Source organism: Mesorhizobium sp. WSM3866 (assembly GCF_002294795.1).
GTDB lineage: Bacteria > Pseudomonadota > Alphaproteobacteria > Rhizobiales > Rhizobiaceae > Mesorhizobium.
The window spans coordinates 13888-35699 of the sequence record NZ_NSGC01000016.1 but is presented as its reverse complement, the minus strand read 5'-3'; the positions used below and the strand labels follow the sequence as shown (position 1 = coordinate 35699).

Here is a 21812-nt window from a genome sequence, read left to right as displayed (position 1 = left end):
GCCCAAACCTAAACAGCGCATGACTATTCCGCGATTGAATTCGGGAAGTGAAAGCGACAACCGAGCTGTTGGCGCGGCTCGACGAGCGCCTGGCCCGCTCGAGCGTTCGTGACGGCTGGATCGAACGCCAGAATTTTGCCGACGCCGCAGGCGCGCTCTGGCTGGAGGGCGAGCTCGTTCATGTCGAAGATCTCGTCCTGCATGATGCCCACATGGATATCCGCGCGCCGACCCACGAGCTCACACGCGCGCATGCCGTGCTTCGCGCCCGTCGTCAAATCATTGCCCGCACCCCGGACTGGGCGCTCGGCCGCGATGGCCTTCGTCACCTCGCCGGCCGTGGCATGTCACCAGGGGCGGGTCGGACATTTTGTTCGCCGCAGTGACAAATGCGGCCGGTGCCGCCGCCTTTGCCGCGATGCCGAAAGTCCTCATCACTCCTTCGATTTCGGCCTTACGGAGCCGCAAGCCCTGCGCCAGTGGCATGCCCTGCCGAATACCGAAGTGCGGGTGTCAGGGGCGCAGCGGCTCCTGCAAGGGTCGCCCTTACCGGCGCGGGCATTCCACCCCAAGCCTACGCCTTTAGATGTTTAGTCCCGGCATTTGCTGGAGCGGATTTAGCCTGAAGCGTTCGGGTTGAGTGGCCCACGCCTTGCGGATGTACTCGTAGGGTGTGAGGCCCTTGAGGGTCTTGAGCCTGCGGGCGAAGTTATACGCCGCGACGAAATCGGAGAGATGGCTGCGAAGCTGGTCGTGGCTCTCGTAGTAAAAGCGCTTGACGGTGGCGTCCTTGATGGTGCGGTTCATCCTTTCGACCTGACCGTTGGTCCACGGGTGCCTGGCCTTGGTGGTCCGGTGTTCGATGTCGTTTGTGGCGCAGGCATATTCGAAAGCATGCGCCCGGAAGCGCTCGCCATTTGCGATGGCCTCCTTGATGAGGGGAACGGCCGACCCTCCTGCACCAGGCGTGGTGAACTGGATGCCATTGTCGGTGAGCACGATATGGATCTTGTAGGGGACGGCCGCGATCAGGCGCAGCAGGAAGTCTCGGGAGACGGCGGTGGTGGCCTTCTCGTGCAGCTCGACGAAGGCGAACTTCGAGGTGCGGTCGATAGCGACGAACATATGCAGCTTGCCCTGTTCGGTTCGCACCTCGGCAATGTGGAAGTAGCCGATCGGGTAGCTCCTGAACTTCCTCTTCGCCGGCCTGTCGCCCTCGACATCGGGCAGACGGCCAATGCCATGGCGTTGCAGGCAGCGGTGCAATGAAGATCGCGTCAGGTGCGGAATCGTCGGCTGCAGCGCATAGAGGCAATCGTCGAGCGGCAGTAGCGTGTAGCGCCGGAAGGCGACGATGACCGCCTCCTCCTCGACGGAAAGAACCGTCGACCGCGGCTCTTTTGGCCCCGTCGGCAGGTCGGCTGTTGAGGTTCGCTCCCGCCACTTCGCGACCGTCTTCTGGTTGATCCCGTAGCGCTTGGCCAGGGCTCTCAGGCTCTCTTGACTATGTTGTATCGCTCGACGGACCGCCTCTGTCGTCGTGGCGCTGCCATGGAGAACCTGGCCCATAGTGCCTCCTTCGATTCGGAGGACAAGGATGCCCCATCAAAGCCTGGGATCAAACATCTAGTACCAATGCGCACCAACCGCAACACCCTTGTCGGGTCGGCCAATCTCACGGCGCGCGGCTTCAGCGTGAATACGGAAGCCGCGTGGGCGCAGCGCGATATTCCGCGCGGGCAGATCGACGCGGCCTTCACGAGTGCCGGCCTCGAAACCGTGCCCCTGACCGAGGCTCTTCTCACCGCTTACGAAGGCTTGCGCGCCGCGCAGCCGCCGCCGCCTGAAATCCGGCAGGAGGCCGAACCGGTCGCCCCACCTGCGCCGCCGGTTGCTGCGGCGACGCAGCTCTTCCGACTGGCTATTGCCAACGGCGCGATCAATCCGGCGAACTTCAATGCGATGTGGGTGCAAGGGGAAGCGCTTCAGGGCGGCTCCCGCAATCAGCTGGAGCTCCTGCGCGGCGGGCACCGGTTCTTCGGCTTTGTCTTCAACCAGTATGACTACCCAGATAACATGACGCGCAGCGGTGCCCGAGTATGGACCGACCGGCGTCTCACGTGGCACGGCAATAACGGCATGGAACGCATGAACCTGCCGACGATGACGCAGGGCGGCTTCAATTATGCCGACACCGCTGTCATGTTCCGCCAACTGGCGGACGGTTCGTTTGAATTGATCGTCACGCCGTGGGATCCCGACCTTTGCGCGTTCCTGGCGCCAGGCGTCGGCGCAGCGTGATACGCTTTTCCGTCTCGGTACCATCGCTACAAACAGACTTGTCGGTCTGTTGTAATGGATTCCAGAACAATCCACGGCCATGATCGAGAGTCACGGCCTATGAAATCGCGTTCTGCTTACCCTTGATAGCAGAGGCCCAGTCAGCCAGGGCCTTGATGTCCGCCATAACCTCGTCCGGCGGCGGCACCGCGCCATCCCGTCCGCGGGAGGGGTCGTGCGCCTCCACGAGGTCGCTGCATTTCTTAAAATTGTTGTGATACGTGTCGACGTCGGCGGCTTCAATGGCAGTAATTTTCTTCAGGTACTTCGTATCTATATAATCCCGGTGGTGCAAGATGACACCGGCGAAGACCACGCCTTCAAGCCCGCGTTCCCACGAGGCGCGCAGGCGGCTGTAGATGCCGACGGCGGCTTCCCGGTAGGCTTCTTCGTCGTTGGCGTCATAGAGCGCCAGTGCCGCACAGCCATCCTTTTCGAGCCGGTCGATGCGGTCCTTCAGCGAGGCGTGTTGCCATGGCAGCTCTGAGACGATGGCGGTGCCCGCGGGCCCGCGTGAGAGGCTCACGAGCTTCACCTTCGCGCCTTGCCGCACGGCCTTGTCGTGCAGGTCGTTCACGAAAACCATGTCGTGCGTCGAGACGATGATCTGGCGGTTGGCGCACTCTTCGACCAGCCTTTGCGGGACCTTGTTGCGCCAGCAGGTGATCGAGCGAAGCCACGGGGTCATCGAACACCAGCTCCGTGGCGAGCTCGGTCAGGAAGGCGGCGAGGGCCACACAGGTCTGCTCGCCCTCGCTCAACACCAGATCCACTTTCGCCTTCCGGCTGGCGAACACGCGCACCTAGTTGGGGGAGCCGTATTTTCCGCCGGAGCGGACGATCTCGACACGGACCTTGTCGGCGGCCAGCCGCACGATCTCCGACTGAAACTGATCGCGCTGCGTATCGTTGCCGAGCCGCGTTATGGCCGTGGTCGCGGTGTCGGCGAGGCAAAGTTTCACAATGCGGAGCGCATCGAGGCGCGCCACTTCCTTGCGGGCCACATCGAGAATTGCGCCCGCGGGACCGGTGGCGCCTGTAGCACCCACGCTGCCGGTAGGGCCTGTCGGGCCAATTGATCCGGTCGGCCCTTCGGCCCGGATCATAGCGAGTACGTTGGGCGAAAGGCTGTCCGGTGTGACGATCTCGTTGTTTAGAGCGGGATGAGATTTATAAGAGTCGTGGGATTCCCAAATCAGCGATGATCTGATTCAACGTTGATGCTGGGCAGGAGGCCAGCATGGATGGTTGGATACTCGATGGACCTGCGCGAACGGGTTGTTGCGGCGGTCAAGGTTGAAGGGCTTTCGCGGCGCGCGGCGGCTGCTCGATTTGGCGTCAGCTACAGCGCGGCGATCGACTGGCTGAAGCGGGTGGAACAGACGGGCAGCGTGGAGCCCCGCCAAGTGGGGTTCTGTATCAGGACCGGATCGATCCTGCCCGCCTGGTGTTCATCGACGAGACCTGGACCAAGACCAACATGGCTCCGCTCATGGGGTGGGCGCCGGTCGGACAGCGGATCAAGGCCAAAGTGCCGCATGGCCACTGGAAGACCATGACCTTCCTGGCTGCGCTGCGCCATGATCGCGTCGAAGCGCCTTGGCTCATCGACGGGCCGATCAACGGCGAGAGGTTCCTTCTCTATGTCGAGAAGGTTCTCGTGCCCACCCTCCAGCCGGGCGACATCGTTGTGATGGACAATCTCGGCTCTCACAAAAGCAAGGCTGTTCGGCGCGCCATTCGCAAAGCCGGTGCGAAGCTCTTCTTCCTGCCCAAATACTCGCCAGATCTCAATCCAATCGAACAGCTCTTCGCCAAGCTCAAGCACTGGCTGCGAAAAGCGGCAAAGCGAACCGTCGAAGCCGTTTGCGATGCAATTGGCCAAACCCTCAATCGTGTCACTCCACACGAATGCTCAAACTATTTTGCAAACTCAGGCTATGACCGGAGATCATCACGCTCTAGCGCGCCGTCGGCGCTCCGGACGTCGGCGCTCCGGACGTCGGCGAGCGCGTCGGTCGTGTCGCCGATGCCCTTGGCAAGGTTCGCCAGGTCATCGTCCAGAGCGGTGCCGCCCTGCTGCCAATTCTGCAGAACCTTGTAGCTGAACTCGATCTGCGGTTTTTCGGGATTCGGCATCTTGCATCACTTGCAACTGCACTTCCCCGACCGCGCCGGCGTGGCGCACGCTCAATAAGGTCGAAAGGGGGAAGTGGTTGAAACATGCCCCGGGGGCCGGGGCGGTGATGCAGCTGCCCGAGTTCCTGCAATTGTTCCGGCTGTGAATTATCGATGATCTGACCTTGACCTGTCAACAAAGCAATGCAGGCTGCACGCTTCATGGTGGAAGGACATTCGGTCGGAGTGGACGCTACTTTCGTACAGATTGGCGTGATTGCGGCGGCCTATCTTGTGGCAGTCGCAGCCACGCCGATCGCCTCCTGGATTGTTGGTCAAGGTCGCTCAGCTGGACGCGACGAAGGTCTCGACGGAATGCGAGGCGCGGCCGCTGTAGCGGTAGTAGGATGTCACCTAAATCAGTACATGTGCGCATTCCTCGGCTACACCAATCCTTTTATAGGGGATCACCTTGGCATCTTAGCTGTTCAACTGTTTTTCGCTCTCACAGGCTATCTTTTCACTGACAGGGCGATAATTGGACGGATCGATCCCTTTGCATTCTACGTCAACAGGATGCGCCGCATTTTACCGCTCTACGTTTTTGTTGTTTTTACCGCTCTCGCTATTGCTCTCAGTTATTCATGGAAGACGGTAGCACCGCTAGACCATTCGCTTCGGGAAGCTCTGAGCGTGCTGGCGTTCGGCCTGTGGAAACCTGATGAGCTGTGGTTTCGCGGAATTAACATGCTGTCCTTGGTTGGAATAGCATGGACGCTTAGTTACGAGTGGGCCTTCTATATGATCCTGATCCCGGCGCTCTTATTGTGGCGCAGTGGCACTCTGGCGCGGGTCTGTATGGCACTGGTCGTGTTAGCCTTTCTCTTTCGGGATTTCTACTTCAACAGCGAGCAAGTCATCTGGCCGTTCTTTCTGCCTGGCATCGTCGCCGCCATGCTGAAGCACCGGCGGCCCTGGTGGCTTGGGGGAGTTTGCGTCGCCCTCGTGTTACCCTCGGTATTGCTCATCATCTGGGTCCCAGGATTTTGGACGCCGGTGAAGCTCGCTTTGGCCACGCTTGTGTTCTTTGCTGTGCTATTCGGCAGGCCTAGATGCCTAAGTTGGGCACCACTTCAGACGCTCGGCATGATTAGCTACAGCATCTATTTAGTTCAGTATTTGGTGCTGTATCCCAGCGTCCGGCTGATCTACACCTCGCCTGCCCTGGCTTCCGTGGAAGCGCGGTTGGGAATGGGCATCGTGATTGCCTTGGCGACGATCATCCTATCCGCCATAACCTACAGATTTGTCGAACGTCCATGGTTGACAGGTTTGAGGTCAACTGTCGCACCTGTAAACTCTGCTAGCGTTGAACTGCCCGGCATACGCGAAGAAGCCCTTTGACTTGTCAGTTGGTCAAAGGCCCGTTATTGTTCTCCGGGGGTTGGAGATGTTCTGGGTTATACTGGGGTTCCTTGCTGTGGCTAGCATAGGGATCGTTCTCATGGCGGGGTTAAGCGAGGTCGGAGACGAACCCGGCGCTCATCGATTCGGTAAACTGCCGTCCGAAGATGAACGTCAGCGGTGACCACGTTCATATCGTTCAAGTGGTCGAATGCCGCACAGGTTCTGTTGGCCAGAGCGCACGGATCGTAGCGTCTAACTGAAATCGATCCTTTACCCGCTTCGCAAATAAGTAGACCTGGAGGACGTTACATATGGCCGCGGCGGAGGCGAGCCAGAAAGGCCCTCCGACCAGAATTCCGAGGAAACACAGAGCAACTGTTGCTACGCCAGTGAGGAGCGTGAGCCGGAAAGCGGACTTTTCGTCACCAAGAACCATCAGCAAAATCCCCGAAGCACCTCCTAGAACATGTCCAAGCTGGCCCGCCCCCAGAATTAGGGCGATCCAGAGAGAGTTTTCGTAGTGCGGGTTCCAAAGATGGACCAATGTGTAACCGAGAGTCGCTAGGCCGGCATACATGAGAAAGGTCAGCAGGGTTGCCACTGAAACGAGGAGCCGAAGGGCCTTCTGGAGGCCTGTTCGATCGTCAAGCGTCCAGAGGTGGACCGCTGAAGGCGCAAACGCCGAATTGGCTATGCTTAGCGGCATTATCAACACTGTCGAAATCCGCAGGGCGATGCCGTATTGCGCGATCTCCTGCAAACTGCTGAACAGCGTCAACAGGATCATGTCCACCTGAGAAAGCCCGAACAAAACTAGGGTGGTCGCCAGATTGGGCAGGGTCCTTTGGACGATCGCAACTGCGCCAATTGGCTCGTTAGCCGGCTGACTCCAATGCCGGCACGAGGAGGAAATGCAGAAGGCTCCTACGCCAGCAGAAATCGCATATCCAGCGAGACTGCAAAGAAGCACCTGATCCAGGTTTGGCTGGAACCGAGTGGTCAGCGCGAACGCTACAAAGATGGCAACTACGGTGCTTGGAAAGGCCATAAGAAAGGCCGAGCTCCTGATCGCGTGAACTGCCCTAAGCAGTTCCACTTGGACCGCCCCGAGTCCGGCGCAAGGAATCTGCAACGCAACAATAGCCAAGACTCCGCGCCAAGCTGCTGCGTTTTCTCCCAAAGGAACCCACCGATCTGCCAACCAGAATGCGCATGCGATTGTGAGACCACAAACGCCCACGATCGCTTGGATCCTCATAATGACGTCACGCGCGCGGCCGAAATCGCCTTGGGCTGCAGCAGCTGATACGAGCGCCGGCGCCGTGAACGTGAGACCCATCATCGCCAGAATTGCGAATCCAGACGTGAGAATCTGGGCAATGAAGTAGAGACCAACCTTGTCGGGCGGTAAGGCGAGCGGGAGAAGAAGCGAGCTACCTAAACCGGCGGCAAGTATCGCAATTCGGCCGGCGGCGGCCGCCCCGCTTGCTCGCAGCATGGAAGGCAGCTTTGCTCTTCTGAGCACGCCGGAAAATTCAGTCATCGTCTGCTGCTCACAAGGCCGCCGAAGGGCTTTCAACAGCTCTGCCCGAAAGGCCGCAGCGAAGAGCAACGCCGCGCAGGTCACGCTCGATTGCAGATCCGGCAGCGATCGGGCGAGCGATCATCCGACGAAATGCCTTGCCCACTTTGTCTGAGCAAAATGGTCCTTCAGCTGGCCATAATTTTCGATGATTTCAGATTGAGTCCCGGACCGCTGCCTCCTGAAGGGGCTATGGAGCGATACTTTGCGCAAATTGAGGAACTCCAAAGAGCGAGTCAGCCCTGAACCGTCTACCAACTCCTCGTAGGTAACATGTAGACAGGGCAGAGTCTCTACCATCCGGGCAAGTTCCGAATCCCATCTAGTCCATTTCAGGAATGCTTCCTCCACATCAGCCGGTTCGGCCGTGAACCGATTGACCGTAATTGAACCGCGATCCGACCTCCAAGCGCTGTTGATCGCCGCTAGCTTGAAAGAGATGTACTGATCCAAGAGATTGTCACGTGAAAGCCGGATAACCCGATATCCTAAAGCCTCAAATGCGTCCCTCGCGTCCGGATGCTCGACGAGCGAAAGATATGGCATCTTGAACCCGACTGCACTGCCGCCCTTCTTATGCAGCCCGCTCTGCAGATAGCTGGCGGCGTCCTTCTTGCGGGAGTTCCTGAACGAAATCGTGCGGCGCCTGAGCACGTCCGCCAACAATCGCGCCGTCGGAGAGAACAGCTCACCCTCGCAGGTTGCGTCCGGGTGAGAGTTAATCAAACCTTGGAGGTAGCTCGACCCCTGTCTGCCGACGAAAACTATCGCGAAAAACGTTCGGTCGCTCATTGTCCTGGGTAAAATTTGCGGTGGCCGACGGCCCAGTTGAAGGTGTAGCAGTAATTCGTCCTAGCTTTATGCGACTCGAAACCAATCAAAAAAGGGCGTCCCGGCGCTTAACCCGGGCCTCCTAAACTTTAGGAAACCGCAAGTACCGGACTACTTCGAAAAACGATGCAGGCCTAGCTATTTTAGCCTGTTGTTCACAGCTGGGCACGCACATTGAGCCGATAGGCATTGGTTGCGGCTCAGAAAATTTGAAGGAATAATCAAGCTTTGGAAGCGCAGACCTTGAAAGGGACAGACGCAGCAAGAGCCTTAGCCATAGGGAAAGTCGTGGAGCAGGAGTCGGCGCTCGTTTTCGAGCGCTTTGATGAAACGACTGCATTCGAGATTGGATGCACTATCCGCGACCGCGCCCTTGCAAGCGGGCAGGGGCTCGTGGTCGATGTTCGGCTTTGGGACCGCCAATTGTTCTATGCCGCTCTTGCCGGTTCGTCGGCCATCACCGCGGAATGGGCTAGACGCAAATTCAATAGCGTCCGGATGTTCCATAGGAGTAGTTACCGCCTGGCCCTCGAGCAGCAGCGGGAGGATAGAGCGTTTCCGCCGGGATACGGGCTCAATCCGACAGATTACGCCTTGGCCGGGGGAGCATTTCCGATTCGCGTCCAAGCAGTAGGCGTGATCGGCGCTTTTGTTGTCTCGGGGCTCAGCGAGCGAGCCGACCACGAAACCGCCGTAGCAGCCCTTTGCGCATACCTAGGGAAAGACGAGAGGTTGCTGGCGCTGGATCAGACGTAATCGGCATTCACCTCGGGCCAGTGGAGAACGCCCTTCGCGCTATCAGAAGGGTGTGCTTCAACGCCTTCAAAGATGCCAGCGTCGGCGGGTGTAGGGCAGCTGCGGTGAGTCGGCGCAGAGCAGTCCTTGTTCGACCCGACCTGCCATGAATCGCTGCGGAAAGCAGGTTTGCGTTTGCCCTGGTTTCGCGCTCCCAACGGCGAATATCATCAGGCAAGTCGTTCCGTTGAAAGAACTCGTCCACCATGAGCTGTGGCTCTTCCCCTCTCTCGAATGGAACAGCTCGATAGGTCGTCGAACCACCGTGCATTCGAAATTCGGCGAGCACCTCCGGCAGATGGTAGAAGTTCCCCTGCAAACCCATTCGAAGGAAGAAATCGAGATCGGGAATTTGGCGAAGATGCGAACGCCAGCTTCCGGCCTTGGCATAGGCGGTGCGCCGGAAGAGGGCTCCAGGGCCGGGCAAGCAATGAAGCTGCGCGTATAGAGCGCGACGTGAATAGTCTGGCGGACGGAGCGTTGATCGCAGAATGGATCTTTCGTCTATGATATCAAAATCGGGGTAAACTAGAACGACGTCGGGGCGGGCAATCAGTTCCTCGACACATCTCCGGACCGCGGCAGGGCGGAGGCGATCGTCTGCGCTGACATAACCCAGCACTTCTCCTGAGCTCATTGCCCATCCTTTAGTCATGGCTGCGCTCTGCCCGGCGTTGGCCTGACGGTGCAACTTCACTTTGGCGCCGAAGCTGCTCACCACAGCACTGGTGTCGTCTGTAGATCCGTCGTCGATCACGGTGATTTCCAGGTCTGGGTAGTCCTGAGCCAACAGGCTTTCGATGGTTTCACCGATATAATCGGTCCCGTTGTAAGCCGGAACAACCAAGGACACACGCGGCGCCCCGCCTGGATTTTCAAGGTGACTCATTTTGAGCGATTGCTTTTGGTGCTTTGTTGTTTGTCGCGAACGATTGCCATTTCGGGCAGGAATTAAGCCGGTCGATTCCTAATCATCTTGTCAATCTCTGAGACTAGGCCATCGACGATCGAGGGCCATGTAAACTTTCCGCGAACGTAGGATTGAAGAGCTTGGCCCTTGGAACGTAGCGAACCACGCTCGGCGAGCATTGCATGAAGACCATCGCGCAGCCCAACAACAGTCGCCGGCACCACGAGTCCGCCACCGACGCTCTCTACCTCGTCAAACCCACATTGGTCCGTCAACAAAACCGGAGCCCCTGCAACTCCGGCCTCGAGGGCTACAAGGGACATCGCTTCGGCGCGTGACGGGACGGCAAGCAGCAGAGCTCGCCGATAAGCGTCAGTTCGATCCCGTTCTGCTAGATGACCGGCAAACACGACACGATTCCCAAGTTGCCTTTCCGTCGCCAATGCTTCCAGCCGAGAACGCATACCAAAGTCGGGTCCGGCCACGATCAATCGGACGTCAGGGTATTCCGGCGCCACATCAGCGAAAGCCTGGACGAGCAGGTCTGGGCCTTTCACCTCAGCGAGGCGCCCGACGAACAGGACGTATGGCGCATCCGGTTGAGAAAGTTGATCCGAGACGGCAACATACTCCTCGACGCCGTTGGGCACGACAATGACGCGATCTTCTGGAAGCTTAAACCGTTCAAGGATTTGCCTTCGCTCCAGCGCCGTGACTGCTACCAATAAGTTGGCGTTGCGGATCATCCGCTTACCGAACAGGAGGTGGAAAAGGCGAGCGATCGGCCGTGGGCGCTCGAGACCCACGAACTCGCCCGCAGCGGAAAATGCGTATGGTTTGCCCAGCCGCGATGCCAGAAATGCCGTCACTACCGAGAGTAGGTTCCAGTAACCAAGAATGTGCAGCGCATCCGCTCTGCGAACGCTTTGCGCAAGCCGGAAAGGGTTGATGAAAGGGACCGTGAACCGCAGGCGCACCGATCCGGTCGCGTAAACCGGGATGCCACATTGGCGAAGCATTTGCGCCAGATCGCCATCCTGCATTGTCGCGACCTCGCACCGATGTCCCTTCGCCGCCAGATGGATCGAGAGACGCCGCGTTCGTTCTGCAGTACCTCCGCCTTTGCGAGAGTCGAGCGATATCGTGGTGAGAAGGATGTTCATGCGGCGTAGCTGCCGAGCTCGTCGGCTAAATGCTCGGCATACGCTTCGAGTCGCTTCGCGAACGTCTCGGAAGGCAATCCGAGTTCAGAAGCTTTTGTGTTCGAAAAACGCCGATCGATGCTTCCATGCGGAATTCCTCGCAAACGCAGAAGGAGCCTCAGTACCGATCTCGGCGCTGTCAAACCGACAGGCAGGCTTCGGCCAAAGGCGGCAGCAAGACGATCCTGGACAAATGCAAAATTATTGTTTGGGTCATGATCATCGGTGACAAGCACCACCTGAGAGCCAAGGCGCGTCCGCTCAAGTGACAGCTGGACGAGTGTCCGGGCGACAGTTTCAACACTGACAAGGTGCATTCGTCTGGCGCCGTAAAGCGAGCGGCGAAGCGCGATTTTCCATTGCTGTGCCCGACTCATCTCCTGAGCAAGGCTGACCAGATTGCGGCCGCCGCGGCCGAAGACGGCGCCCAGCCGCAACACAATGGCTTCGGGGAACGAGTCTCTCATCACCGACTCCACCGCGATATGTTCGGTCTCATAAGGCGAGATTGGCTGCGGCGGCGTATCTTCGTCAACGACCGGGTGTTTGACGCCGGCATAAACGTCAATGCTGCTCGCGTGGATGCAGCGGGGGATGCCGGACTGCCGAAAAATCGGTTTGAGACGCTCCATCGCATCGCGATGCCACCCAGTGCCATCAGGGCGCAGGAGGCTAACCAAAACGTCATGACCGCGAAGAGCATTTAGCGCCTGAGCCGTATCGTTCAGGTCGATATCGGTCAGTTCCGTACCGCTGGAGCCGAGCCATTCTGGCCGGGACCTGTGCAATAGATATCGACTAGGACGAGTCGCCGAATTAACCCAGAAGCCGGCAAAAGCTTCACCGACGAAACCGGTCCCCCCGAGCACTACTACGCGTGGCTCGTGTTCGAAAAGTTCGTCATTCATGCAGGGGCTTCTTCGGGATTTCATGCGAGCCGCGGCGCGCCCGGTCCAGGCGAACCAAGCCAATTCGCGTTCGGTCAATAGCACAAGGCCGACGCTGTGCGCAACGAATGCCGTGACAACCCGGACCACCTAATTGGGGAAATAGAAAGTCTCTCTTGGGGCGCAGGGTGATTTCGGCTTATAGACATATCATGACTGACTCCCCACCAAAATCCCAGTCCTTCTCGATCGTAAGTTTCGCGCTGGCGGCAGGAGCGGTTGTAGCCCTTGCTTTGCACCCACTGCTTCTTATGAGCAATCCCGGTTCCTCGATGTTCATCATCATATGGTTCTATGTTTCCGGCTGCGCGGCCTTGGTCGTTTCTCTCGTATTCCCGTCTTCATTCTTTGCTTTCGTACTGTCTTCATTTCTCTTCGTGGGTTTCGTAGCGAAGGCAATCGCAAGTTTCGTTTTTGGAGTGCGGCTGATTGAGCCCGTTAGCACTTTCGCGTCGCAATGGGATCAAGCCCTGATTTTTGCCGCCAGCGGCTTGTCTGGCGTCTGCTTGGCGAATCTCCTTGCGGCGCTCTTTCCCTCTTTCTCAAACACGTCGACGGCTTCCGGGACCGCTCGTCTCGCCAATTACGTCATCGTTGCCTTTGCTGCGGTCCTCGCTGTCTCGGTCGCAGTGTATTGGGCCAATTACTCGTACCATATCCTCCGAATTGGCTTCCCACTCGGCATAGATATCGATCCCCGCATCTATGCGGTTGCCGCCTTCGTCATCACGTGGGGCGCCCTCTTGAGCGGGCTAACCGCAGTGCTGTGGCTCATCGAACTCCGAAGTTGGCCATATGCTGCTTTGGTGGTTACGGCCACTTTTCTTGGTCTGCTTGCGTCGGTGTCGATGGGCAGCCGAATACAGCTTCTTCTCTACGTCCTGGCCGCAGTCGCAGTCATCATGTTGCGACGTCAGCAAGTTCGGGACTGGATCGCGGTTGCCCTAGCGATGTGTTTGGCCGCGTTAGTTTTTGGAGGGTCGTTAGCCGTTGTTAGTTTCGAGCGCACGTTCGACTTTGCGCAGACCGCCCCCACGGCTCCGACGCCCTTAGCCAAACCAGCACCCTCAACCCCAGACTCTCAGACCGGGTCCAGCGTGACAAAGCCGGCAGTACCTGCATCGCAAACGAGATCGTTGACCGAAAAGGTGGAGGCTGTCACGAGCGATCGCTTTGCCCTCCAGGGCCTGTTCCACCAACTCCGCAATCTTGCAGTTATGCGGTGGGTAGGCCTCGAGGGTGTTATGACGGCAGCCGCCAATTCTGATCGACTCGGCAGGGACTTGTTTGTAAAAGTCATCTCGGAGGATCCCGCCGCAGGTTCTCAAGCAATCTATCAGAAGATGTCGGGCGATCGGTACGGGAACGTCGACTACTACACGTTCCTCACCCTCCCTGGCCCCATCGGTGTAGCGAGCATGTCGGGATCGCCGCTGATTGTGGCTGCTTTTATGTTTGGCCTAGCGCTGGTGGGTCATTCCATCGAATGGGTGGCTGCTCGCTTGACCCAAAACCTAGCCACTGCGGCGGTGACAGGTGTGTCGTTGGCGTACCTAACTGTGCAGATGGGGTTTCCATGGACGTTACTGATCTATGCCATAGAACTTGTCCTCTCAGTCACTTTCGTCGGCGTCGTTTGGCGTGTAATAAAACGGCTGACATCAGCTAACTCGGGTTGAGAACAGGCCGGGGGCGCTGCATCACTTCGATCGACGTAGAAAGACCGAGTTCCTTGTTATTGCGTCCTCCACACTCGTCTATTCACAAAGTCCGTATAGCTTAGGACAATCCGCATCACCTTCTCAGACACGTTATCCGGTTGGTAATCGCTCGGCAGACGCAGTAGCCGGTCAGCACCAGGCGGTTGGGTTTCGAGAATCTGAAGTCCGTCGAAAACACGCTCGATATCGAGCCCGACCATCATAACTGACGCTTCTTCGAAACCTTCCGGACGTTCATGGACTTCTCGCAAATTCAGGGCCCGGAAGTTGAGGATTGCGCTCTCTTCCGTAATGGTCCCGCTATCTGACAGCACAGCACGTGCGGAGCTTTGGAGTTTCACGTAGTCCAGGAAGCCAAAAGGCTTTTCGAATTTGACCTTCGGACTACGCTCTCCTCCGAGCGCATCAAGGCGCTTCCGTGTTCGGGGGTGTGTCGACACGATCACGGGTTCGTCGTATCGAGTTGCAATGCCGTTTATAATCTTGAGCAGCCTTTCCAGCCGTTCGGGATCGTCAACGTTCTCTTCGCGATGTGCGCTGACCACGAAAAATTTCCCCGAGGTGTGTCCAAGTCGGCCGAGCACATTTGAGCTGTCGATCGCCGCACGATAGTACTCCAGGACCTCACGCATAGGGCTTCCGGTGACGATGATCTGGTCGGGCGGGAGCCCTTCCCGCAACAGGTAGTTCCGAGCTATCTGGCTATAAGGCAAATTGATATCGGAGATGTGATCAACGATCCGGCGATTGATCTCCTCTGGCACCCGAAAATCAAAGCACCGGTTCCCCGCTTCCATATGAAATACAGGAACTTTGCGCCTCTTCGCGGCGATCGCCGCAAGACAGCTATTCGTGTCACCAAGGATGAGCAACGCATCTGGATTGTGATTGACCAGCGCTTGGTCAGCGGCAATGATCACCTGACCTATCGTTTCAGCGGCTGATTTGCCGGCTGCATTGAGAAAGACATCTGGCGCCCGGATACCAAGCTCCGAGAAAAACACGTCATTAAGTTCGTAGTCGTAGTTTTGCCCCGTGTGCACCAACGTGTGCTCGAAAACGGCGTCGAACTTCGCGATAACTCGCGACAGCCTGATGATTTCCGGGCGCGTCCCGACGACTGTCATGACTTTAAGCACGGACGGCATCCTTTATCAGGTCAAGCCGGCTCAATAGATTTTTCACCTGCTCAACATTCAGCCGATCGGTGTTGTGGGAAGTGTAGTCTTCCAACCTTGACACCGCCTGCTCCCCCTCAACGAAATATTTGTCATAGTTCAAATCCCGGGAATCGGCCGGGATCCTGTAATAGTTTCCGAGATCCTCTGCCCGAACCATTTCTTCTCGGGACACTAGAGACTCAAATAGCTTTTCACCGTGGCGCGTGCCGATGACCTTGATTGGATTGTGGCGCCCAAGGAGTTCTCGCATCGCATTAGCCAAAATCCCGACGGTAGATGCCGGCGCCTTTTGAACGAAGATATCGCCTGAGCGGGCATGCTCGAAGGCATAAAGAACCAAGTCCACGGACTCGCTGAGAGACATCAGGAACCGAGTCATATTGGGATCGGTCACTGTGAGTGGTTGCCCACGTAGAAGTTGATCCAGGAACAGGGGGATTACCGACCCGCGAGACGCCATGACGTTCCCGTACCGGGTAGCACAGACGACCGTCCTGACGGACTCGCTCAGTCGTGACTTGGCGATCATGACTTTTTCCATCATAGCCTTGGACATGCCCATGGCGTTGACCGGATAGACCGCCTTATCGGTGCTTAGAACGACACACCTCTGCACACCATGGCTGACCGCTGCGCGCAACACATTCTCGGCCCCGAGGACATTCGTCTTAATCGCTTCCATCGGGTAGAACTCGCAGGAAGGCACTTGCTTCAGCGCTGCGGCATGAAAGATGTAATCGGCGCCGCGCACTGCATCGTCGACAGCGTGGTAATCGCGGACATCCCCAATGTAGAACTTGAGGCGATCATCTCTGAGCGCTAGGCGCATATCCTCCTGCTTTTTCTCATCTCGGCTGAATATGCGGATTTCTGAGAAATCACTGGCTAGAAATCTGGAAAGAACCGCGTTGCCGAATGAACCAGTGCCTCCGGTTATAAGCAGCGTCTTGTTGGAAAACATTCATTTGGTCTCGATTTTGGATTAGTTGAAATCACGCATCGCGCGAATGAGTGCAGGCCATGCTGGGGAATCGTAGCCAGTGGCCTGGCGGAATCGGGAAGAGTTAAGCGATCGATCAATAGACAAACTGTCATCGCGCTCGATCCGAATGCGCTTGCCGTAGGTTTCTGCCACTAGCTTAAGGAGATCGTGCTTGCTGATCGCTTCCGCGGATACATGGTACAGACCTCTGAGCTCAGGATGTGGGAGAACGAAATCACGGATGACCCGAGATAGCTCAAGTGTCGGCAGGCCGGAGAAGATCGCTCGCGTAAAGCCCCTGACACTCCCCTCTTGGGTCAGAAACCAGTCGATCAAGCTATGCGCGCTATTTAACTCGCGGCCGATGATCGAGGTCCGCAGCGTGACCGCATTGTCGTAATCTACCTCCCCGAGCAGCTTGCTTCTTCCGTAGAGATCGTATGCGTTAGGGCGCGAACTCTCGGTGTAATTTCCATCTGCGCCGTCGAAGACGCAGTCCGTGCTTATGTGAACCAGGCGAGCTCCTGCGATTTTGCAGAGACGCGCCACCCGATGGGGAAACATCGAATTGATGGGGATCGCCGCCAAAGGGTCATTCGCCGAGGCAAGCTGCTTAACTAGGCCAATGCAGTTTACAACGACGTCAGGGCGTACCTCAGAGAACAGTGCAGTGAGCGCATCATGGTTTTCGGCGTCGGCCAAGTTAACTAGATTTCCCCTGGTTTCATCTGGAAAGAGGCGGTGATGCGAGCTCGTGCGCGTCGAGCCAAATACCACGTAATCAGGACTGCCTGAGAAGAACCGGAAGACTGCATTGCCCAGCATACCTGACGCGCCGAGCACCAGCAATCTTTGAGGATTTCGGTTGTCCATCGTCAATTCCTAGGTAGTCCTCGAGGCGTTTTGCGCATGCTAACCGCACACCGAAAATGCTCGATAAGTTCGCGTGCGAGAGGCGCCGGAGCGAGGTGTGTGTTGAAATATTGGCGGCCGGCCGTCCCCATAGATTCCCTCGCTTGCTCCGGCATGTTTTTTAGCCGCTGCATCGCCTCCGCAAGTCCGAGAGAATCTTCTGCGGGAACCGCTATGCCAGCGTGAGCGTCCTGGATCAGTTCTGCGGGCTCGCCGTCTAAGCAGGCAAGGATTGGACGCCCTGCTGCAAGGTAAGTCGGAATCTTGCTGGGTATCGTTAGGCTTAGGGCCGCCGATCGATTGAGAGTAACAAGGAGAGCAGATGCCTGCGCGAAAATGCCCGGCATCGCCTCAGCGGGAAATCGGCCGGCCAAAACCACGTTAGTCAACCCACGCATCTCGATCTGCTTGCCGAGCCAGTCGGACCGGCTGCCACTCCCGACCAGAACTACGCGTATATCTGGGTCTTGAATGCGACTAGCTGCGTCCAGCACGGTCTCCAAAGCCTGCGCGGTGCCTAAGTTGCCCGCGAAAACGATGTTAAAACCCGCCGGCAGCCTCAACGCAGGATCCCCGTGCAGAACATCCCGGTTAATCACCTCATCGCCCGGATTTGGATGATAAACGACCACGGGGTCGTCTCCCGCAACAGCCCTAATTTTCCCGACAAAGCCACGAGACTGCGCCAAGAGAAGGTCGGCGCGCCGATATATAAATTTCGTGAGCCGTTCAACCGCTGCTAGCGCAAGCCTGTTTTTGACGAAGCCGGTTTCTTCAAGGCTCTCGGGCCACAAATCCTGCACCCAAATAACGTGCGCTGCGCCTTTGATCTGCCGAAACACAGCGCCCACCAACCCTTGCAGGATAGGCGAGATTGCGTAAACGAATACAACATCGTACTTCCTACCTCGCGTCAGGTATGGGCCTAGCATCCCTCCAAAGACTACGAACGAGAGATAGTTCCAAACGCGCCAAAATCCTCCCCCGCCGCGTCGGGGCGCTAGAGGAACTCGATGGATAACATAGCCCGACGGGTGCAGTTCAGTTCTCAATCCAAAGGCACTGTATCCCCTGAATACCTTGCCATGCGGGTAGTTTGGCTGCCCGGATAGAACTTCAACATGGCAGCCTTCGGATCGCAGCGAATCCACGACCTCGTTGATCCTGAAATTTTCGGGCCAGAAATGCTGGCTGACCACCAGCACGCGCAGGTCCTTGACGGCCAAGCCGCCTTCCGTCCGACAATCTTCTGATACCGGGTAGGCGTGCTTCATTGCCGTAACGAGCGCGCGCTGCTCATAGTCATATGGACTTTAGATCCCGGCGTGAACTCTGGTACGGTCGATTGGAGAAGACGCAGCGCGCCCTCCACGTTCAGGTCGTCTATCATGCGATGCATCTCATCGAAGATGCGCTCGATCATCGCCCGCTCAATCGATCGCGCAGAGGCGGCCAGGATTCCTGGCGATCCCGTTTCGCTTAGCTTCTCATTGCAATCGAACAATTCCTCGTAGAGTTTCTCCCCGGGGCGGAGTCCGGTGTAAGCAATCTGGATATCGACGTCTGGGCGCCGCCCAGACAGACGGATGAGATTTCTTGCCAAGTCGACAATCTTCACCGGCGATCCCATGTCCAGAACAAAGATCCTGCCACGCTCGTGAACTCTGTCTGGCTCATGAGCTGCAGCTTGCAGCACCAGCATGCACGCTTCCGGGATCGTCATAAAGAAGCGTACGATATCTGGGTGCGTGACGGTTACTGGTCCACCGGCTCTTATCTGCTGTTCAAACAGCGGGACTACCGACCCCGCCGATCCCAAGACATTGCCGAACCGGACCGTCATGAACCGGGTGGGCAGGGTCTTCGACTCGAGATCCATCGCCTGGCAATACATTTCGGCCATGCGTTTCGTGGCCCCCATGACGTTAGCCGGATTAACCGCCTTATCGGTTGAGACCATCACCATTTTGGCGACTTTCCATCGCAGTGCAGCATCAGCCACATTTCGCGTACCGATGGCGTTGGTAAAAATCCCCTCGATTGGTTGTGCCTCGACCATCGGAACGTGCTTCAGGGCAGCCGCGTGGAAGATCAGGTCCGGCGCATGGCTTTCGACGACGCTGCTTATCGCATCTCTCTCGCGGACGTTGCACAGTACGGCATGGATCGGCGAGGAAGGGTGTTTCTGACTCAGCTCGGAATTGATGCAGTAGAGGGCATACTCATTGGAGTCGACGAGCACCAAGCTCAGCGGGCCGAGTTCGGCTACCTGTCGCGCCAACTCGGACCCGATCGACCCTCCGGCTCCTGTGATCATAACGTTTTTGCCGCGGATCATAGCGGCTATCTTCTGCGGCTCCAATTTAACGGGTTCACGTTGCAGGAGGTCCTCTAACTTTATCGGGGTGAGTTCGATCTCTGCATCGATACTTTTCATATCGAGCAGATTTGGCAGCGTCAGCAAGTCAACCTTCTGCCGCGCCGCGACGTCTACCAACTCCTCGAGCTTGGCGTGTCGCTGATATTCCTGGCGCGATCTAGTGAGAATTATAGCCTCAACCCGACGGCCACGTGCCTCGAAGCGGTCCAATATCTGGGGCAACTTCTCTAGTGGACCCATCACTGGAATGCCCCGGATCGCCCGCCCGGTCCTTCGGCCGCGCTCGTCAATAATCGCTAGAACATCAACCGAGGCGCTTTGCCTCTCCTTGATTGTTCTGATGAACGCTTCGGCGTTATCGGTCGCGCCGATGAGGAGAACGTTCTTGGCAGTTCCCTTCGCAACCTTGCCTTTCCGCACATCATGCTGATTTCGATAAACCCGATACGCGGCCCGCGGGCCGGCAAGAAGCACGATCGTGAAGGCCCATGCGATGACAATCGACGAACGCGGAATCGAATTCAGCCGATTTATCAGGAATTCGAAGACCGTGAAGATGGCAAGAGCTGCTGTGGCTACACCCGCAATCGCCAGAAAATCTGAAAGCGATGCGTAACGCCATATGCCGCGATTAAGCCCGAGGACGAATCCCGTAATACCGACTACAATCCCGAAGAGCGCGGCGGCGGCGAGGAAGCTCCAAAAATTCCCCAGAAAAGCCACGTCCAGCCTCAGCGCAAATGATAGCAGGAGCGCTGCGGCTCCCATCACGCCATCATGCACGAAGGCTAGACCCCGCAAGGTCAAAAGGCGTGAGATGACGTGAAGGGGCTTGGATCTCATATTTGAAGCGACATCTTCAACCTCGTCGAGACCAGGGGGAGGCACTAGACCGGTTCCTGCGGGCTCGAACTCCGAACTTTGGGCATTGATCTGGTCGATCGCTCACGCTGGATCGGATCCAGTAGCGATGCCTTAGGCGCTTGCCGCGGCTTCAGAAACGAAAGCGTTAGGCGGGGCGATTCCATTTTAAGCAAATTATCCTAGTATTTGTCTTCTTACCCGCACGTAAGGTCGATGCCAGCAAAGCAGCTGATTTGATTCTGTATCTCACATGACCTAATCGTCCAATACTTATTTGCGGAAGCCCACATAATGACGACAAGAGCGCGAGCGACGCAGTGAAATTGCAGCTGCGACCATGCTCCGTTGACGAGGATCCAGCACGGAAAGGCCGAGGCAACCCTTTCCACTGACTGGCGTAACAATCGCCTGAAACTGCGCCCCCACGGCCGCTCTTTTGAGCGCGCTGCGATCTCGCCTCACTCGCCAGATTCGATCGACCAGCGCGGCTGCTTGTGGCCGCGTGGCTCGGCGAGACGCGGCTGATCGACAATCTCGAGGTGGCGTTGCCGCGTCCTGAGGTGTTGCGGCAAGCCGCTGCTTGAATTCGAGAGGATGGTGCTGGAGCGCGGCAAGATGACGAGGGTTGGTCATCATGGCGCTCCAAAAGCGCGCCGCGGGCGGAACAGCTCTCGCCTGCCTTAGAGCTGAAGACAGGAGCAAGTTCTAATATATAGAACGGAACGTAAACCGATCCTGAGAACAGCCAAACTGGCTCGTTCGAAATTCGAGCTTGCTAATCTAATCTTTACCCACGGAATGCGACCTTGATGCCCGGACAGGTTCTGCGTACCGACAGAGAAGCCCACTTGGCCCCGCCGAGTGGGCTTTGCTTCATTTGCTTTCGTGCGCCCCAGGCGCCCAGCTCTCCCAACGGCTTACCTTTGCGCGACCATTGCACTCGTGCCGGCGCCTAGCCCGACGCCGACTCTTCACTTCCGGCCGACGAAGAAACAGCGCGGGAGATCCCGGAGCTGCCTTGATCCGAAATCGCTCTCTTCAGCGGCGTCAGGGAGTTGAGCTTAGAATCATATCGGCAAGGGCGGCATGTCTCCATCGGCCACCCTCCACAACCATGCATCTACGTCGGGGTGCGATCTAATCAACTGCTCGAGCGCGTCCATGTAGGACGTTTCGGAAATCGCCGGAACGATGTAGAGCGCGGTCGGTCGCGGCTGCCCATGCAACAAGGGGCCGCTGCTGGCCGATCTGCCGGCAAATTGTAGCGCAGCGCCTTTGCGCTACGCGTGTTCACGCTGGCCAGTGCATCAACCAGCTTCTTTTCGCAGGCGGAGTCATAAGGCACCCAGTTTTCCGCGACCGCCATCAGTGCGATTTCCTCGACGACGGCGAGCCCGGTCGGGGTGAGGGCAAATGTCGCGATCGCGATCAAATGGGACGCCTCATCAGCGTCCCAAAGCATTAGCTCGGTCTCGAAGCGAGCCTGAAGCCGGCGGTAAAGGCCATCGTCGAGCAGGAAGACGAACCCCGGCATGTGCTTGATGATCTGCTTGTGACCGCTACGCGCCGGCACGAGTTCCTTGACCTCGCCAACCAGGATCATCAGCCGTCTCGGACCGGAGGTGGGAGGTTGAGCCGGC

Annotated in this window: 19 protein-coding genes and 2 pseudogenes; 6 read left to right on the top strand and 15 right to left on the bottom strand. The window is 57.6% G+C overall.

Features of this window, described 5'->3' with window-relative positions:
- Positions 1–38: 38 nt before the first annotated feature.
- A pseudogene (locus CK222_RS33465) lies at positions 39–344 on the top strand (hypothetical protein); the annotation flags it as partial.
- A gap of 238 nt (positions 345–582) precedes the next feature.
- Here the strand turns inward: CK222_RS33465 and CK222_RS26850 are convergent.
- On the bottom strand, positions 583–1569 hold the full coding sequence (locus CK222_RS26850; protein WP_095802461.1) for an IS481 family transposase: 987 nt from the start codon (positions 1567–1569) through the stop codon (positions 583–585).
- On the opposite strand from CK222_RS26850, the gene CK222_RS26845 reads away from it, so the two are divergent.
- Entirely contained in the window at positions 1552–2301 is a 750-nt protein-coding gene (locus CK222_RS26845) for a hypothetical protein (protein ID WP_210201947.1), read from the top strand. The genes CK222_RS26850 and CK222_RS26845 overlap by 18 nt on opposite strands.
- 97 nt (positions 2302–2398) lie before the next feature.
- On the opposite strand, the gene CK222_RS26840 is transcribed toward CK222_RS26845, so the two are convergent.
- Positions 2399–3028: a hypothetical protein gene (locus CK222_RS26840; protein ID WP_176477749.1), complete on the bottom strand. Its 630-nt coding sequence runs from the start codon at positions 3026–3028 to the stop codon at positions 2399–2401.
- Between the two features lie 115 nt (positions 3029–3143).
- Positions 3144–3389, bottom strand: coding sequence for a hypothetical protein (locus CK222_RS32735; protein ID WP_210201946.1), 246 nt, complete (start codon positions 3387–3389; stop codon positions 3144–3146).
- Positions 3390–3584: 195 nt separating this feature from the next.
- Between CK222_RS32735 and CK222_RS26835 the strand changes: the two are divergent.
- Positions 3585–4285, top strand: a pseudogene (locus tag CK222_RS26835) (IS630 family transposase); the annotation flags it as partial.
- On the opposite strand, the gene CK222_RS32525 reads toward CK222_RS26835, so the two are convergent.
- Entirely contained in the window at positions 4279–4479 is a 201-nt protein-coding gene (locus CK222_RS32525; RefSeq protein ID WP_176477745.1) for a hypothetical protein, read from the bottom strand. The pseudogene CK222_RS26835 and the gene CK222_RS32525 sit on opposite strands and share 7 nt — an antisense overlap.
- 183 nt (positions 4480–4662) lie before the next feature.
- On the opposite strand from CK222_RS32525, the gene CK222_RS26830 reads away from it, so the two are divergent.
- On the top strand, positions 4663–5862 hold the full coding sequence (locus CK222_RS26830; protein ID WP_095802460.1) for an acyltransferase: 1200 nt from the start codon (positions 4663–4665) through the stop codon (positions 5860–5862).
- A 199-nt stretch (positions 5863–6061) separates the two neighbouring features.
- On the opposite strand, the gene CK222_RS26825 is transcribed toward CK222_RS26830, so the two are convergent.
- Together CK222_RS26825 and CK222_RS26820 are read right to left on the bottom strand one after the other, a co-directional pair.
- Complete coding sequence (locus CK222_RS26825; protein ID WP_141247133.1) at positions 6062–7408, bottom strand: hypothetical protein; 1347 nt, start codon at positions 7406–7408, stop codon at positions 6062–6064.
- A gap of 120 nt (positions 7409–7528) precedes the next feature.
- Positions 7529–8110 carry a hypothetical protein gene (locus CK222_RS26820; protein ID WP_141247132.1) on the bottom strand — a complete coding sequence of 194 codons (582 nt, stop codon included), beginning with the start codon at positions 8108–8110 and terminating at the stop codon, positions 7529–7531.
- A 396-nt stretch (positions 8111–8506) separates the two neighbouring features.
- Here CK222_RS26820 and CK222_RS26815 point away from each other — a divergent pair, with 396 nt between their 5' ends.
- A complete protein-coding gene (locus CK222_RS26815; protein WP_245433294.1) occupies positions 8507–9034 on the top strand; it encodes a heme-degrading domain-containing protein in 528 nt (175 codons plus the stop codon).
- 7 nt (positions 9035–9041) lie between these two features.
- Here the strand turns inward: CK222_RS26815 and CK222_RS26810 are convergent, their stop codons facing one another.
- The 3 genes from CK222_RS26810 to CK222_RS26800 form a co-directional block, all read right to left on the bottom strand.
- Positions 9042–9962 carry a glycosyltransferase gene (locus CK222_RS26810; protein WP_095802457.1) on the bottom strand — a complete coding sequence of 307 codons (921 nt, stop codon included), beginning with the start codon at positions 9960–9962 and terminating at the stop codon, positions 9042–9044.
- 62 nt (positions 9963–10024) lie between these two features.
- The gene (locus CK222_RS26805; protein ID WP_095802456.1) at positions 10025–11146 is read right to left on the bottom strand and encodes a glycosyltransferase family 4 protein; all 1122 of its coding nucleotides are present in this window, start codon (positions 11144–11146) and stop codon (positions 10025–10027) included.
- Positions 11143–12093, bottom strand: a complete 951-nt coding sequence (locus CK222_RS26800; RefSeq protein WP_176477748.1) for an NAD-dependent epimerase/dehydratase family protein — start codon at positions 12091–12093, stop codon at positions 11143–11145. Before CK222_RS26800 ends, CK222_RS26805 begins: the two co-directional genes overlap by 4 nt.
- A 191-nt stretch (positions 12094–12284) precedes the next feature.
- Here CK222_RS26800 and CK222_RS26795 point away from each other — a divergent pair, with 191 nt between their 5' ends.
- The gene (locus tag CK222_RS26795) at positions 12285–13811 is read left to right on the top strand and encodes a hypothetical protein (protein ID WP_141247130.1); all 1527 of its coding nucleotides are present in this window, start codon (positions 12285–12287) and stop codon (positions 13809–13811) included.
- A 56-nt stretch (positions 13812–13867) separates the two neighbouring features.
- On the opposite strand, the gene wecB is transcribed toward CK222_RS26795, so the two are convergent.
- From wecB to CK222_RS33110, 6 genes are all read right to left on the bottom strand, one after another.
- Entirely contained in the window at positions 13868–14992 is a 1125-nt protein-coding gene (gene wecB, locus CK222_RS26790) for a UDP-N-acetylglucosamine 2-epimerase (non-hydrolyzing) (RefSeq protein WP_280951794.1), read from the bottom strand.
- On the bottom strand, positions 14985–15995 hold the full coding sequence (locus CK222_RS26785) for a polysaccharide biosynthesis protein (protein WP_095802452.1): 1011 nt from the start codon (positions 15993–15995) through the stop codon (positions 14985–14987). Before CK222_RS26785 ends, wecB begins: the two co-directional genes overlap by 8 nt.
- A gap of 21 nt (positions 15996–16016) precedes the next feature.
- Positions 16017–16889, bottom strand: coding sequence for an SDR family oxidoreductase (locus tag CK222_RS26780; protein WP_095802451.1), 873 nt, complete (start codon positions 16887–16889; stop codon positions 16017–16019).
- Between the two features lie 2 nt (positions 16890–16891).
- Positions 16892–18154, bottom strand: coding sequence for a glycosyltransferase family 4 protein (locus CK222_RS26775; protein WP_176477747.1), 1263 nt, complete (start codon positions 18152–18154; stop codon positions 16892–16894).
- A 44-nt stretch (positions 18155–18198) separates the two neighbouring features.
- Positions 18199–20076, bottom strand: coding sequence for a nucleoside-diphosphate sugar epimerase/dehydratase (locus CK222_RS26770; RefSeq protein ID WP_176477746.1), 1878 nt, complete (start codon positions 20074–20076; stop codon positions 18199–18201).
- Between the two features lie 1237 nt (positions 20077–21313).
- The gene (locus CK222_RS33110; RefSeq protein ID WP_245433292.1) at positions 21314–21775 is read right to left on the bottom strand and encodes a DUF1173 family protein; all 462 of its coding nucleotides are present in this window, start codon (positions 21773–21775) and stop codon (positions 21314–21316) included.
- Positions 21776–21812: the final 37 nt, after the last annotated feature.